The sequence below is a fragment of the Bradyrhizobium sp. B117 genome, assembly GCF_038969555.1.
Classification (GTDB): domain Bacteria; phylum Pseudomonadota; class Alphaproteobacteria; order Rhizobiales; family Xanthobacteraceae; genus Bradyrhizobium.
In genome coordinates, this window is record NZ_CP152414.1 from 6442687 (window position 1) to 6456729 (window position 14043).

The window sequence follows — 14043 nt, forward strand, 5'->3', positions numbered from 1 at the left end:
GTGAGGATGGCTCGAATTTGTGCAGCGCAAGCATACGCAAGATCGCGTATACTGCACCGCAAAATGCCGACGTAGGCTTTTGGTACGGGATTTGCGTGGGATCCGGGTCCGTATCGGGAGTGGGGGTTAAGTGGCAGGGCGGCAGCGAATAGACCGCGTCAGGCGCCAGTACAACCAATGGGTTGCCAACCAGACGCTGGAAGACTACGCGCTGCGCTTCACCGCCAAGAGCGCGCGGCGCTGGTCCGCCGCCCGCGTCGCCAACACTGCGCTTGGCGCAATCTCCTTCCTCGCGCTTGAAGCCATCGGCGGCACCATCACGCTGAATTACGGCGCCAGCAACGCAACCGCAGCGATCCTGGTCGTCAGCGTCATCATCTTCCTGTGCGGGCTGCCGATTGCCTATTATGCCGCCAAATGCGGCATCGATATCGACCTGCTGACCCGCGGCGCCGGCTTCGGCTATATCGGCTCGACGATCACTTCGCTGATCTACGCCTCGTTCACCTTTATCTTCTTCGCCTTCGAGGCGGTCATTCTGGCAGCGGCGCTGGACATGTGCTTTGGCATTCCGCGACCGCTCGGTTATCTCATCAGCGCCATCGTCATCATCCCGCTGGTGACCTACGGCATCACCCTGATCAGCCGCTTCCAGCTATGGACGCAGCCACTATGGGTCGTCCTTCATCTCCTCCCCTTCCTGGCGATCGCCTGGGCGAATCCACATTCGTTTACGGAGTGGCGGAGATTCGCCGGCGAGCATGGCGATCCGAACGGACATCTCGATCTGCTGCTGTTCGGCACCGCGGCGTCGGTCGTGTTCTCGCTGGTGGCGCAGATCGGCGAGCAGGTCGACTTCCTGCGCTTCCTGCCGCGCGACCGCCGCACCTCCAAGACCTCATGGTGGATCGCCCTGCTCAGTGCCGGTCCCGGTTGGATCGTTTTCGGCGCGCTCAAACTGCTGGTCGGCTCCTTCCTGGCCTATTTCGCGCTGAGCCATGGCGTCGCGCTCGAACAGGCTGCCGAGCCGGCCAACATGTATCTCGAGGCGTTTCGATATGTGCTGTCGCAGCCGGATCTGGCGCTGGCGCTGACCGGCACTTTCGTGATCCTGTCGCAAGTCAAGATCAACGTCACCAACGCCTATGCCGGCTCGATCGCCTGGTCGAACTTCTTCTCGCGGCTGACCCACAGCCATCCCGGCCGTGTGGTCTGGCTGGTGTTCAACGTGATGGTGGCGCTGCTGTTGATGGAGATCGGCGTCTACAAAGCGCTGGAGCAGACGCTGGCGCTCTACTCCAACGTCGCGATCGCCTGGGTTGGCGCGCTGGTCGCCGATCTCGTGATCAACAAGCCGCTCGGCTTGCGCCCGCCGCAGATCGAGTTTAAGCGCGCACATCTCTACGACATCAACCCGGTCGGCGTCGGCGCCATGACCATCGCGACCATTGTTTCGATCAGCGCGTTCTATGGCCTGTTCGGCCCGACCGCGAAGGCGCTGTCGGCCTTCGTCGCGCTCGCTGCGGCCTTCATCGCGGCGCCGCTAATCGCGTGGGCCACCGACGGCAAGTACTATATCGCCCGCAAGCCGAAGCGAAGCTGGCAGAATGTCGAGGCGATCCAGTGCTGCATCTGCGAACATTCGTTCGAGCCGGAGGACATGGCCTCCTGCCCCGCCTACGCCGGACCGATCTGCTCGCTCTGCTGCTCGCTCGACGCCCGCTGCCATGATCTCTGCAAGCCGCACGCGCGGGCCGGCGCGCAGGTGTCAGAGGCGCTCGGCAGGATGTTGCCCGAGGCCATCCATACCAGGATCAACTCGCAGTTCGGCCAGTATATATGCGTGTTCGCCGTCTCGGCCGGCCTCGTCGGGCTCGTGCTCGGACTGATCTATCTGCAAACCTCGGCGACCGTGCACGCCGATGCGCTGCTGGCTGACGTGTTATGGAAGGTGTTCTTCGCGCTGATCATCATCATCGGCGTTGTCGCCTGGCTGTTCGTGCTGGCGCAGCAGAGCCGTCGCGCGGCGGAGGAAGAGACGCGGCGGCAGACCGCGCTCTTGATCCAGGAAATCGACGCGCACAAGCGCACCGACGCCGAGTTGCAGCGCGCCAAGGAGGTTGCGGAGTCCGCCAACCTCGCCAAGAGCCGCTATGTGGTTGGACTGAGCCATGAGCTCCGCTCGCCGCTGAACGCGATCTCCGGCTATGCGCAGCTCCTTGAGCAAGACAGCAGCTTGCAGACGCGGCCGCGCGATCAGGTGCGCGTGGTCCGCCGCAGCGCGGATCATCTGTCGGGATTGATCGACGGCATTCTCGACATCTCCAAGATCGAGGCCGGACGGCTCTATCTCTCCCGCGACGAGGTCCGCCTCAACGATTTTCTCGATCAGCTCGTCGGCATGTTCCGCCTGCAGGCTGCCGCCAAAGGCATCGACTTCGTATTCAAGCGGCCGGCTGTGCTGCCGGTCGTGGTCTATGCGGACGAAAAGCGGCTGCGTCAGATCCTGATCAACCTGCTGTCGAACGCAATCAAGTTCACGCAGACCGGCAGCGTCAAGTTCGTCGTGCATTATCGCAGCCCGGTCGCCGAGTTCGAGGTCGTTGATACGGGCCCCGGTATCCAGCCGAACGATCTCGAACGCATCTTCGCCCCCTTCGAGCGCGGCGCGCTCGGCGTGGCGCAGCCCCAGACCGGTACCGGCCTCGGCCTCACCATCAGCCGCCTGCTTGCGGGCGTCATGGGCGGCGACATCAAGGTGACGAGCACGGTCGGCGCCGGCGCGACCTTCCGCGTGAAACTCCTGCTCTCCGAGGTCACCAATCCCCGGCGTGATGCACCGGTGGAGGCGCCGATCTACGGCTATCTCGGCCCGCGCAAGACGATCCTGATCACCGATGACGACCCGACTCATCGCGATCTCCTGCGCGAGGTGCTGGCGCCGCTCGGCTTCATCCTGCTCAGCGCCCCCGACGGACCAGGCTGCCTGGCACTTGCGCAGCACTGCCGGCCGGACCTGTTCCTGCTCGACATCTCCATGGCCGGCATGGACGGCTGGACGGTGGCAGAGACCTTGCGAGCGGGCGGCCATCACACCGCGCGCATCCTGATGGTGTCGGCGAGCGCGCTCGAAGCGCATGGCGCGCCGCTGGCGCAGCCATTCCATGACGGCTATCTGATGAAGCCGATCGACATCCCGCGGCTGCTGGAAACCATCCGCCAATTGCTCAAGCTCGAATGGCAGTACGAGGCAGACCAGGTGCCGGTGCCGCTATGGAAGCCGGAGAGCGGCTCGCGGCCCCCGGTGAAATATGTCGAGGAGCTGATCGACCTCGGCCGGCTTGGCTATGTCCGGGCGATCCAGCTCAAGCTCGACGAAATCGGCACCGAGCTGCCGGAGCACGCCGACTTCGTCACCCATATGCGCGCACTGCTCGACCGCTTCGATCTCGACCAATACATGGCGACGCTGAAAACCTTGCACAGCTATGATCACTGACCCCAGAAAACGCGACGTCGCCCTCGTCGTCGACGACTCTCCCGAGACGCTGCGGCTCCTGACCGACGCGCTCGACGGCGCCGGCATGACCGTGATGGTCGCGCTCGATGGCGTATCCGCGATGCGGATCGTCGACCAGATCACGCCCGACATCGTGCTGCTCGATGCGGTGATGCCCGGCATGGACGGGTTTGAGACCTGCAAGCGGCTGAAGCGTGATGCCGGCCTCGACGGCGTACCGATCATCTTCATGACGGGCCTTGCCGAGACCGAACACATCGTGCGCGGGCTGGAAGCGGGCGGGGTCGACTATGTGACGAAGCCGATCGTTATCGAGGAGATGCTGGCGCGGATCCGCGTCCACCTCGCCAATGCCCGGATGACCCAGAGCGCGCGCGCCGCCCTCGATGTCTCCGGCCGCTATCTGCTCGCGGTCAACAGCAAGGGCAAGTTGTTATGGGCCACGCCACAGGCCCAGAGGCTTCTTGCCGATACGCTGGCCGACGACACCATCGACGAGTTCGTGCTGCCCGACCCGATGCCGCAATGGCTCGACCAGGTCCAGAAGGGCAAATCCGCGGCGAAGACCACGACCATGCCTACCCTCCCCGGCAACGAGCAATTGCGGTTGCAATATATGGGCAAGCTCGGTCCGAACGAATTCCTGCTTCGCCTCGCCAAGGATTCCGGCGCCGATACGCCGGTGGAGTTTTCAAAAGAGCTAGGCCTGACCACGCGCGAAGGGGAAGTGCTGTCCTGGCTGTCCAAAGGAAAGACCAACCGGGACATAGCCCAAATCTTGGGCCTCAGCCCGCGCACCGTCGACAAGCACCTTGAGCAAATCTATTCCAAGCTCGGCGTCGAGAATCGCACAGCGGCGGCCGCGATCGCCGTCAAAGCCAAAGACTTGAAATAAGACAGGCGGCTGAGGCCGGCGTTCGCAGGAACTGCGCCGAATGCGAAATCGCGGCCGACGCTACGTTTGGGGGACCGTTTCGTCGATCGACCGTCCCATCGACGTATAATGCGCGGCGCCTCCGACAATGATCCTGCAGACGTTTAGGGTGAAGCGTCCGTAGACGGCACCCGACTCGGGCGCCGAGGATGCGAAACGATAGGAGGCGCCGAGACCGCGAGCGATCTCGAACAATCCCATGATCTCGTGGTGCGCCAGCGCCGAGTGAATGCCGAGGAGCGGAAGCACCAGGGCTTGAATACCGACACTGTTCATGACGGCCTCGCCTCGATGCGCGGCATCGGCATAAATTGCGCGAGATGGGCGCTCCTCCATTGATATGGCGTATCACCGACGAAGCGCTTGAACACCGTCGTGAAATGAGCCTGGGTCTGGAACCCGACGGTCAAGGCGATGTCGACGAGCGAGACGTCGGCCCGCTGCAGCAATTCCTGGGCTCGCTCGATCCGCCTCTTCAGTAGATAGTCGTGCGGCCGCATGCCGACCGCTGCCCGGAACTGCGCGGCAAAATGCATCCGGCTCAGTCCGGCCACCGCGGCCAGATGCTGCAAGGTGACCTTAGCATCCAGGTTGTCGTCGATATACTGCGTGACGCGCTTGAGGCGCCATTTCTGCAGCGACCGCACCGTCCGGCAAGCTTGCCGTTCGCAGTCGCCCTCGGCCGACTCGGACTGGCCTCGTCCGACCACCGTCCGCCGGCTGGCCTTGCAGGTCAGCATCGCCAAATGCAACGCGTCGACAAGGATGGCGGAATGGGGATGGTGCATGGCTTTGGTGGCCGCGAGGGCATCCGAGAGACGCCGCATCACCGGGTCCGTGACCTCGCCGGCACCCGCCTCGCGATCGGCCTCTGCCGACGCGCACGCAAGACGTTTCGCGGACACCCGAAAGCTCGGCTCGCCGCCGGCAGATCCTCGCACGTCCGGAGCAGGCGGCTCGATGGCAAGCGCGACATCCAGATGCACGAGGGAGAGCGTCATCGCTTCCTCGCCGGAGCGCGGCGATCGTCTCGGTGACCGCAACTGCGAGACGTCGATTGCGGCGGCGACATGATCCTTGACATTTTGCGGGTATGACATCTGCAGCGACATCGTCGAACTCCTTGTCCCAGTTCGCAGCGGCAACACCTGGCAGGCTTGCCCGAATGCGATGGGAGCAGAGTAGTTCAGCGGTCCGCGCGCTCCATCCTACGCGCGGGTGCATGGATAAGGTCTCGGGTTAACCGCGTCATACCTAGGTATGATCGCAACGCGGTCCGAACGCCTCGTCTGCACCGACAGGCCTTCGAGCACGGTGACCCTGCGCACCTGCGGTAGTTTGACGCGCCCGTGATCGGCGAGATCCCCGAAAAGCCTTGTTCTGCCCGGGAATCTTCCTGTCGGAACCGGCGCGGATTCAACTTCCCACGAGGTCTTCCATGAGGGCACGAAAATCACCCGGCCGGATATTGTGGACGCGATGAAATCGCGGCATCAACGCGGCTGCGATGAGAAGAAAAACCGCCTGCGACGATGACGAAGCTTGATCGGCCCACGGGTTCCTCCATGAGCCCCGCCGGCTTGCGGTTCTGGTCCGCCGTCCTCGCCTTCGCGGTCTTCATGGTCGACGTGCTGACGCCGCTCGAGGGCGCGGTCGCGGTTCTCTATGTGGTCGCGATCCTGCTTGCGGCAAGGACGAACCGGCGCAATGACATCATCGTCGCCGCAGCCGGCTGCATTGCCCTGACCGTAATCGGTTATCTGACCTCGCACGATCTGCAGACGATCGCCTCGCCCGCCCTGCGCGCGCTGGTGAGCCTCGCGGCAATCGGGATCACGACACTGCTGGTCTTGCAGAATCACGCGGCGACAACGCGTCTTGCGGCGCAAGCGCGCCTGCTCAATCTCTCGCATGACATGATCTTCGTCAGGGATCGCGGCGGCATGATCACGTTCTGGAACAGGACCGCAGAAGAGACCTACGGCTGGTCGACTGAGGAGGCGCTTGGCCAACTCGCCGACAGGCTGCTGCGGACCAGCTATCCCGACCGGCGGGAAACCATTGAGGCCAGCCTGCTCGATACCGGACGATGGGAAGGCAAGGTGGTGCAACGGACGAAGGCCGGCGCCGTGCTCACCGTCGATGCGCGATGGGCCCTGCAGCACGACCATCTCGGCAAACCCGTCGGGGTGCTCGAAACGCATACTGACGTCACGGACCGCGTGGCGGCGCATAGCGCGCTGGTGCAGAGCGAGCAGCGATACCGCCGGATGTTCGACGCAAGCCGGATCGGCGTCGTCGAGGAAGACTGGAGCGGACTGCGGGCTGCGCTCGATTCGCTGCCGGCGCGCGGCGCGGACCTGCGCGACTATCTGGCACGACATCCCGATTTCGTCAGGAATGCCCGCCGGCTTGCCAGAATAACGGACGTCAATCCGGCCCTGCAGAAGATGGCGGGGGCAAGCAGCGCTGCGGCCTTCATCGAGAACATGGACAAGCTGCTGGGTGAGAACGATCGCAGCTTCCTCGATGCGCTGATCGCATTCGCGCAAGGAGAGCGGTTCCACGAAGGCGAGACCGAGCTCGTACGTCTCGACGGACGCAAGGTCCCCGTGCTGTTCACGATCACCTTTTCGCCTCGATCCGACGACGATCATGACGTGCTCGTCTTCGTCGTCGACATCACCGAGCGCAAGCAGGCGCAGGACGCGCTGCTCGCGGCGCAGGCCGAGCTCGCCCACGCTGCGCGCGTTGCCACCCTCGGCGAGCTCAGCGCGTCGATTGCGCACGAGGTGAACCAGCCGCTGGCGGCGATCGTCACCAGCGGCGAGGCCGGCTTGCGCTGGCTGCGGCGCGACGTTCCCGATCTCAAGGAGGTTGCGACGACGATCGGCCATGTTGTTGCCCAGGGCCGCCGCGCCAGCGAGATCGTGACCCGCATCCGGACCTTTCTGAAGAAGGCCCCGGCCCAGCAGGACTTGCTGCAAATCGGCGAGATCGTCGCGGAGGCGACGGCACTGGTCGCGCGCGAGCTCGCCAAGGACGACGTCACCCTCATCGTCGAGACGGAGCCGGAGCTGCCGCCGGTTCGCGGCGACCGGATCCAGCTGCAACAGGTCCTGGTCAATCTTCTGATCAATGCCGGCCAGGCCATGTCGGGCCGGCCCGGTTCCCGCACGATCACCCTGCGCGCCGGTACCGTGGACGGCGAAACGCTCGCGATCACGGTGCAGGACAGCGGCCCGGGCATCCAGCCTGAAGACCTGCCACGCCTGTTCGATCCCTTCTTCACGACGAAGGATGGCGGAATGGGCTTGGGCCTTGCGATCTGCCGAACGACGGTGGAAGCTCACGGCGGCCGCTTGTCGGTGGCGAGCACCCCGGGCTCGGGCGCGACATTCCACCTGACACTGCCATACAGCCAAGAACACGCCTCGCCATGACACGACCAAACCAGGCCCAGCCGCCGGCACCCCCCTCCAGCGCGATCGTCATCATCGTCGATGACGATGCCGGCATCCGCGCCTCGCTCGATAGCCTGTTCCGATCCGTCGGTCTCGAGACCCGGCTGTTCGGCTCGCCGGCCGAACTGCTTGGCAGCTCGCTGCCCGACTGCCCCGGCTGCATCGTGTTGGACGTCCGCCTTCCGGGCGTCAGCGGGCTCGATCTGCAGGGACAGCTGGTTCGGCAGGGCATCAGCTATCCGATCATCTTCATGACCGGGCATGGCGACATTCCGATGTCGGTGCGCGCCATGAAGGCCGGCGCGGTCGATTTCCTCTCCAAGCCGTTCCGCGACCAGGACATGCTCGATGCCGTGACGGCGGCGCTCGAGCGCGATGCGCAGCACCGGGCCGAGGCCGCGACCAAGGAGGACATCCGCGCCCAATACGAGACCTTGACGGCGCGCGAGCGCGAGGTCATGGGCCATGTCACCGCCGGGTTGATGAACAAGCAGGTTGCCGCGCTGGTCGGCCTCAGCGAGATCACGGTCAAGATCCATCGCGGGAACGTCATGCGCAAGATGGGGGTTAGGTCACTGGCCGACCTCGTTCGCAAGGCCGAGGCGCTCGGGGTTTCCCAAACCCGCAGGTCTACGGACCAAACCTGAGTATAATTTCGGCGGGCCCGCCCCCGGGTGCATAAGGCGTCATCGGCCGCGCAACGGGAGATATCCTCCCTGCCTTGCGGAACACCGCGGTCAGGATTGTGCGCGAATGGCCAAAAACCCCGTGATTGCGATTGTGGACGACGACGAAGGCGTTCGCGCTTCGCTCGCGAGCCTGGTGCGTTCGCTCGGCTACGAGGCGCTTGCCTACGAGTCCGGCGTCGACTTCCTGCAGCACGCGCCGGGAGACGATCCGGCATGCATGATCGCCGACGTCCAGATGCCTATGATCGCCGGCGACGAATTGCAGGCGCAATTGATAGCTTCCGGCCGCCGCTTCCCGATCATCTTCATGACGGCGTTTCCAAGCGAGGCCGTGCGTCAACGCGTGATGGCGGCCGGCGCGCATTGCTACCTTGGCAAGCCTTCCAGCGGTGATGAGATCATCCGCTGTCTCGAGAACGCGCTGGCAGGCCACGGCGCAACGCCCTGATCCCTCATCCGCCCTTCGCATAGCAACGTCGTTCCCAACCGGCCGTGCATTCCAGCAAGCGGGTTGGTGGACCGGAAATACCGGCGGGCGCGGCAAACCTCATAGTCGGTCTCGATTTTGTCGAGATCGGCAGGGCGGCACGCTCTGCCGAAACGGATGAGGCACGATGCCAGTAAACGCCGCCAGTGCTGCCGTGCCGCGTCCACTGGTCTTCGCCGGCTTCCCCGCGACCGCCTGGGCGTTCGCGCTGCGCGTTTGGCTGGCGATGCTCCTCGCGCTCTACGTCAGCTTCTGGCTCGAGCTGGACTCGTCGTCGTCGTCCGCCCTCACCGTGGCCGTCCTTGCCCTGCCGACACGCGGCCAGGGCTTGGAGAAGGCGGGTTACCGGCTGGTCGCAACAGCCATCGGCGTTGTGGCGTCCATCGCGATCGCGGGCGTGTTTTCCCAGACCGACGGTCTCCTGCTCGCGGTGCTCGGTATCTGGGTGGGGCTCTGCGTCTATGTCGCGGGGATGCTGGACGGCAATCGCGCCTATGCGGCTGCACTCTGCTGCATCACCGTCGCCCTCGTCGCCATCCAACAGATCGACACGCCGTTGCAGGTATTCCCGACCGGCGTCGCACGCGGCGCCGCCATCGGCATCGGCGTCCTAGCGGTGGCGCTCGTGAACGAGGTTCTGGCCGCTCCGAACTACCATCCGGTGCTGGCAAGGCGCATCGAGGCGTTGCACGGCCGGGTCACGGATCTCGCGCAAGCGGCCGGGCCAGTCTCCGCAACGGCTGCCGCGAGCCTGCTGCATGACATCGCGGCACTACGTCCGGAGATCGCGAGCCTTGTGACGGAATCGAGCATCGGCACGGCAAGGACAGAAGCTGCGCGCTCCGCGCTGGTCGACCTCGTCAGCGCGCTCTCGCTCGGCCGCATGCTCGCAGCGCTCCCCGCCGCTTCCCCGGATGATATAGCTGGGCTGATAGCGACGTCCCGATCCTGGCTCCAGGCCGAGATCAGCCGAAAGAACGCGCAGGTGTGCACCAGCCTCGAAGCCCTGCGTGAAGGGACACGCCCGGATCATGCATGGCGCGCGCCGCTCTACCGCTCGCGCCGCATCGCGGCAGAAACCGCCGCACGGGCCGCGATCTCGTTCATGCTGATCGCGCTCTTCTTCGTGCTGACGGGCTGGCCGAGCACCGAGCTCTGCCTCACGCTCGTCGCAGCGATCATCGGCCTCAGCTCGATCTCGCCCGCGCCACGAATCTTCGCGCTGGTGGCGGTGACGGCGATGCCGATCGCCTGCGCGCTGGCAGGCATGCTGAAATATCTCATCTTCAACGGCGTGTCCGAATTTCAATTGCTGGCGATCGGTCTTGCGCCTGTCGTCATCGGCCTCGCGCTGCTGATCTCATTGCCGAACCCGATGCTGTCGTCCCTCGGCCGACTCGTCCTGGTGTTCATGATCGCCGTCCTCGCACCGACCAATCCGCAGAGCTACGACCCCGAGGTATTCCTGGTGACCAGCCTCTTTGCCTGCCTGTCCGCGGTGCTCGTGTTTGCCGCGCAAATGCTGCTGCCGCCCCTATCCGGCGACCGGCGGGTACGGCTGCTGCTGGGAGAGGCCAGGCGCGAGCTGAACCATCTCGACCGCGGACGAACCCGACACTTCGCGCCGGAGGAAGCCGCGTTTCGCGACGCGGCTCGGATCGAACAGATCCTGACCGCAAACGGCGCCTTGCCTCTCGATGATCAGATCGCAGCCAACGCGACGCGCTATTTCGATCAGGCTGAGACCTTGCGGCGTTGCTGCGCCGAACTGGACGGGCTGCGACTGGGTCCCCTCGCCGGGGCAGCGCAGGACGCGCGAGAGGCTCTTGCCCAGCGCGACGGCGGTACCATCCTCGTTTCTGCCGAGGCGTTGCGCGAGGCGGCAGCGCGAAGCTACCCGTCCGCCAACTCTGCCATCGCCATGCTGGTTGCGGCGAGCAGCGCATTCGCACGGTCACGATCTTCAAGCCGGGGCGAACAGCCATGACGAACACCTATCGGGAGCTCGTCGTCGGCGGCGTGCTCATCGCCCCCATCGTCTCCTACGCGGCGGTTGCGTTGCTCGCGTTCCTGCTGCTCCGCCCGCTGCTGCGTTTCGTCGGATTCGCAAGCTGGTTCAGCAACCCCTCGCTGGCCGAGCTCAGTCTCTACGTCGCGATGTTCGGCCTGCTCGCACTGTTCTTCTAGGGAGAAAGAGTTATGGACGCCGCCTTTCCCCGGGATAACGCCGCGCGCCACGGCGAACAATCAGTTGAAGTCCAGGCCGATGCCGCCGACACCACAAACGGCCCGGGCATACCGGAGACCGTGGCGCGAGATACCCGCGATCGCGCTGCGGAGAACGACCGGCCGCAGGAACAGGCCATGTCCTCATCGAGGCTGCCGCGCAAAGCGGTGATCCGTTTCGTCCGCGCTGCTGGCAGGCATCTTGCGACCCTCGGCATCGCACTGATCGCGGTCCTGATCGCGGTTGCGACCTGGCAGCACTACGTCACCGCGCCCTGGACGCGGAACGGCAGCGTTCGTGTCCAGGTCGCCAACGTGGCGCCACAGGTCGCGGGCAAGATCGTGGAGCTGCGCGTGGCCGACAACCAGTTCGTCCACAAGGGCGACGTCCTCTACGTGATCGACCCCTTCGACTTCGAGGTGGCCGTCCGCGTCGACAAGGCGCTAATGGACCAGCGGGCCGCGGATCTCGTCGTGAAGCAGGCCGAGTTCGACCGGCGCCAGCATCTGTCGGATCTTGCGACGACACCCGAAGAGCAGCAGATCTTCGCGGGCAATGCGGCGCAGGCGAAAGCCGCCTACGAGGCGGCGGCGCACCAGCTCGCGCAGGCGGAGCTGAATCTGAAGCGCACCAGCGTGGTCAGTCCCGTCGACGGCTATGTCACCAACCTCCTGCTGCGCGCGGGCGACTATGCCGTCACCGGCGTCAGCAACGTTTCCGTCATCGATTCCAACAGCTTCTGGATCGACGGCTATTTCGAGGAAACCAAGATGGCGCGGGTCTGCATCGGCGATCGTGCCGAAGCGCAACTGGTCGGTTATCCCAGGCCGATATTCGGACATGTGACGACCGTGACGCGCGGCATCAGCGTGTCGAACGCCGCCACGGGCACGCAGGGCCTGCCCAACGTCGATCCGATCTACACCTGGGTGCGGCTGGCGCAGCGTGTACCGGTTCGCCTCGCCATCGATGCGGTTCCGCCGGATGTCCCGCTCGTCTCCGGCATGACAGCGACAGTGACGATCCGGCAGCCCCCAACGAGGGGGGCCCAAAGCTGGTTCGGGCGGTTCCGCACGAGCTTCGTCGATCCCGTCTCCGATCTGTTCGGCGCGGGGCTACCGCCCCGTCCGAACTGCCTGCAGGCGGCATCACAGCAGCGCCCCGAGGTGGACGTGCTCCCCTATACGCGCGAGCCCGCGGTTCCGCCGGCAGACAAGATCGCACCGGGCCTCACACCCGGCATCGACGCCTCGCCACGCCGGCCCTGAATCAGACGTGTACCCTCGCCGACAGGCTGTCCGCGGCAATATCCGACCTCACAATGCATCTATCTGATCGCATTGGTTCAATTGACCTTTTTGCGACATGCGGTCGCACCTCTCGCATTTGCAAAATCTAATACCGCTTAAGCATCCTTAACGGGCCCCGCGGTGAAATCGCACCTATCGTTGAGCATGGACCATTTGCATTCGGCCGCCGCCACGACGGCAGTCGAATCCAAGAGACGGGACAAACAATGCTCACCGATATGCAAGCGGCCGGTGCCTGGTCGACGTATCAACCCAACCGTCGCAACTCTGATCCCCAGCGGGACACTCGCGCATTTCCCCTCGAACGAAGATGGCGTCAGCCCGGCCAACGGACCGGCACTGCACCTGACGACATCACGATCTCGCGCTGGACCTGTGTGCAGACAGGCATAAGGCACGAAGAGGCTACGACGCCTGTCGACCGATATTTCTTCGCGATCGCCTTGAGGACGACCCGCGTCAAACTGACCAGAGGCCGTCACACCATCTTCGACGGTGTCATGCCGGCAGGCTCGCTGTATATCGGCGCGCCATCGCAGCAGCTCAGCGCGCAGTTCCACGCACCGTGCGATTTCCTGCACTTCCATGTCTCCGCCAGCAGTTATTTTCCGCCTCTGCGGCCCGGAGCAGGATCTACCTCGCATGAGGGCCTCAATGACCTCATCCTGCTTCGCGATCCCTTCGCCGAGCAGCTTGCGAAAGCGCTGACCGAACGCGGCCATTCGGCCGACCGCGAATTCGCGCGCTGCATCGGCCAGACGCTGGCCATGCACATCGCCCGGCGTGAGCTGCCGCACACGAGAGTCAATGCCTTGCCGAAATGGCGGCTGCGGCGCGTCGAGGAATATGTCGGGACACACTTCGACCACTGCATCAGCCTCTCCGAGCTTGCCAAGGTCGCGGGGCTGTCCAGGATGCATTTCGCGGCCCAGTTCCGCGCCGCGACGGGATATCGGCCGCGCGAGTATCTGCTGCATCAGCGCATCGAGCGTGCGAAATCGCTGTTATCGAACACCGATACGACGTTGGCCGAGGTGGCGCTGATCGTCGGCTTCTGCACGCAGGCGCATTTCTCGACCGTCTTCAAGCGGATCACGGGTGATACTCCCGCGCGGTGGCGATGCACCAGCCGGAACGCGTCGGCTTCGTCCAGGCTCTCCGCCGCTGATCCGGCCTCGACATCGAAGACGATGTCTCACGTGTTGCCCGCGGACTTCGCGTGAATCATGCGAAATGGGAAATAGCCGGGTTCGTGAAATACTTCTGCTGCGGGATCGGCGATGTTGTGCATGTTAGGTGACTGAGACCCCGAAGTCACCGCTCGAGCCTCCCTCCTCCCTGGGCATCCGAGCATTTTAGGGCCGTCCTCCCCAAGGGACGGCCCCTTTTTTCGACCACGTAGCGAGATGGAC

10 protein-coding genes and 1 pseudogene are annotated in these 14043 nt (G+C 64.6%); 9 read left to right on the forward strand and 2 right to left on the reverse strand.

Annotated features, from left to right (window positions below):
* The first annotated feature begins 130 nt into the window (after nt 1–130).
* Together AAFG16_RS31445 and AAFG16_RS31450 are read left to right on the forward strand one after the other, a co-directional pair.
* Entirely contained in the window at nt 131–3499 is a 3369-nt protein-coding gene (locus AAFG16_RS31445; RefSeq protein ID WP_342731524.1) for an ATP-binding protein, read from the forward strand.
* Nucleotides 3489–4415, forward strand: a complete 927-nt coding sequence (locus AAFG16_RS31450) for a DNA-binding response regulator (protein WP_342731525.1) — start codon at nt 3489–3491, stop codon at nt 4413–4415. Before AAFG16_RS31445 ends, AAFG16_RS31450 begins: the two co-directional genes overlap by 11 nt.
* 60 nt (nt 4416–4475) lie before the next feature.
* Here the strand turns inward: AAFG16_RS31450 and AAFG16_RS31455 are convergent, their stop codons facing one another.
* Together AAFG16_RS31455 and AAFG16_RS31460 are read right to left on the reverse strand one after the other, a co-directional pair.
* Nucleotides 4476–4730 (reverse strand): hypothetical protein, encoded by a 255-nt coding sequence (locus AAFG16_RS31455; protein WP_283080354.1) that lies wholly within the window; start codon nt 4728–4730, stop codon nt 4476–4478.
* Nucleotides 4727–5566 carry an AraC family transcriptional regulator gene (locus AAFG16_RS31460; protein ID WP_342731527.1) on the reverse strand — a complete coding sequence of 280 codons (840 nt, stop codon included), beginning with the start codon at nt 5564–5566 and terminating at the stop codon, nt 4727–4729. Before AAFG16_RS31460 ends, AAFG16_RS31455 begins: the two co-directional genes overlap by 4 nt.
* A 453-nt stretch (nt 5567–6019) precedes the next feature.
* On the opposite strand from AAFG16_RS31460, the gene AAFG16_RS31465 reads away from it, so the two are divergent.
* The 7 genes and pseudogenes from AAFG16_RS31465 to AAFG16_RS31495 all read left to right on the forward strand — a co-directional run bounded on the left by AAFG16_RS31465 (nt 6020) and on the right by AAFG16_RS31495 (nt 13927).
* A complete protein-coding gene (locus AAFG16_RS31465; RefSeq protein ID WP_342731529.1) occupies nt 6020–7897 on the forward strand; it encodes an ATP-binding protein in 1878 nt (625 codons plus the stop codon).
* Nucleotides 7894–8565: a response regulator transcription factor gene (locus AAFG16_RS31470; protein WP_283080357.1), complete on the forward strand. Its 672-nt coding sequence runs from the start codon at nt 7894–7896 to the stop codon at nt 8563–8565. Before AAFG16_RS31465 ends, AAFG16_RS31470 begins: the two co-directional genes overlap by 4 nt.
* Nucleotides 8566–8671: 106 nt before the next feature.
* Nucleotides 8672–9055, forward strand: coding sequence for a response regulator (locus AAFG16_RS31475; protein ID WP_342731531.1), 384 nt, complete (start codon nt 8672–8674; stop codon nt 9053–9055).
* A gap of 166 nt (nt 9056–9221) precedes the next feature.
* Nucleotides 9222–11081, forward strand: a complete 1860-nt coding sequence (locus AAFG16_RS31480) for an FUSC family protein (protein WP_342731533.1) — start codon at nt 9222–9224, stop codon at nt 11079–11081.
* Nucleotides 11078–11281: a DUF1656 domain-containing protein gene (locus tag AAFG16_RS31485; RefSeq protein WP_342731535.1), complete on the forward strand. Its 204-nt coding sequence runs from the start codon at nt 11078–11080 to the stop codon at nt 11279–11281. The genes AAFG16_RS31480 and AAFG16_RS31485 overlap by 4 nt, the downstream gene beginning before the upstream one ends.
* A gap of 12 nt (nt 11282–11293) precedes the next feature.
* Nucleotides 11294–12589, forward strand: a complete 1296-nt coding sequence (locus AAFG16_RS31490; RefSeq protein ID WP_342731537.1) for an HlyD family secretion protein — start codon at nt 11294–11296, stop codon at nt 12587–12589.
* A gap of 248 nt (nt 12590–12837) precedes the next feature.
* Nucleotides 12838–13927 (forward strand): annotated as a pseudogene (locus AAFG16_RS31495) (AraC family transcriptional regulator).
* Nucleotides 13928–14043 lie beyond the last annotated feature (116 nt).

Bases quoted from the DNA above. Each gene is read 5' to 3' on its own strand.
- AAFG16_RS31465 (WP_342731529.1), top strand. From the start codon at position 6,020: ATGAGCCCCGCCGGCTTGCGGTTCTGGTCCGCCGTCCTCGCCTTCGCG.
- AAFG16_RS31475 (WP_342731531.1), top strand. From the start codon at position 8,672: ATGGCCAAAAACCCCGTGATTGCGATTGTGGACGACGACGAAGGCGTT.
- AAFG16_RS31455 (WP_283080354.1), bottom strand. From the start codon at position 4,730: ATGAACAGTGTCGGTATTCAAGCCCTGGTGCTTCCGCTCCTCGGCATT.
- AAFG16_RS31485 (WP_342731535.1), top strand. From the start codon at position 11,078: ATGACGAACACCTATCGGGAGCTCGTCGTCGGCGGCGTGCTCATCGCC.
- AAFG16_RS31470 (WP_283080357.1), top strand. From the start codon at position 7,894: ATGACACGACCAAACCAGGCCCAGCCGCCGGCACCCCCCTCCAGCGCG.
- AAFG16_RS31480 (WP_342731533.1), top strand. From the start codon at position 9,222: ATGCCAGTAAACGCCGCCAGTGCTGCCGTGCCGCGTCCACTGGTCTTC.
- AAFG16_RS31450 (WP_342731525.1), top strand. From the start codon at position 3,489: ATGATCACTGACCCCAGAAAACGCGACGTCGCCCTCGTCGTCGACGAC.
- AAFG16_RS31460 (WP_342731527.1), bottom strand. From the start codon at position 5,566: ATGTCGCTGCAGATGTCATACCCGCAAAATGTCAAGGATCATGTCGCC.
- AAFG16_RS31490 (WP_342731537.1), top strand. From the start codon at position 11,294: ATGGACGCCGCCTTTCCCCGGGATAACGCCGCGCGCCACGGCGAACAA.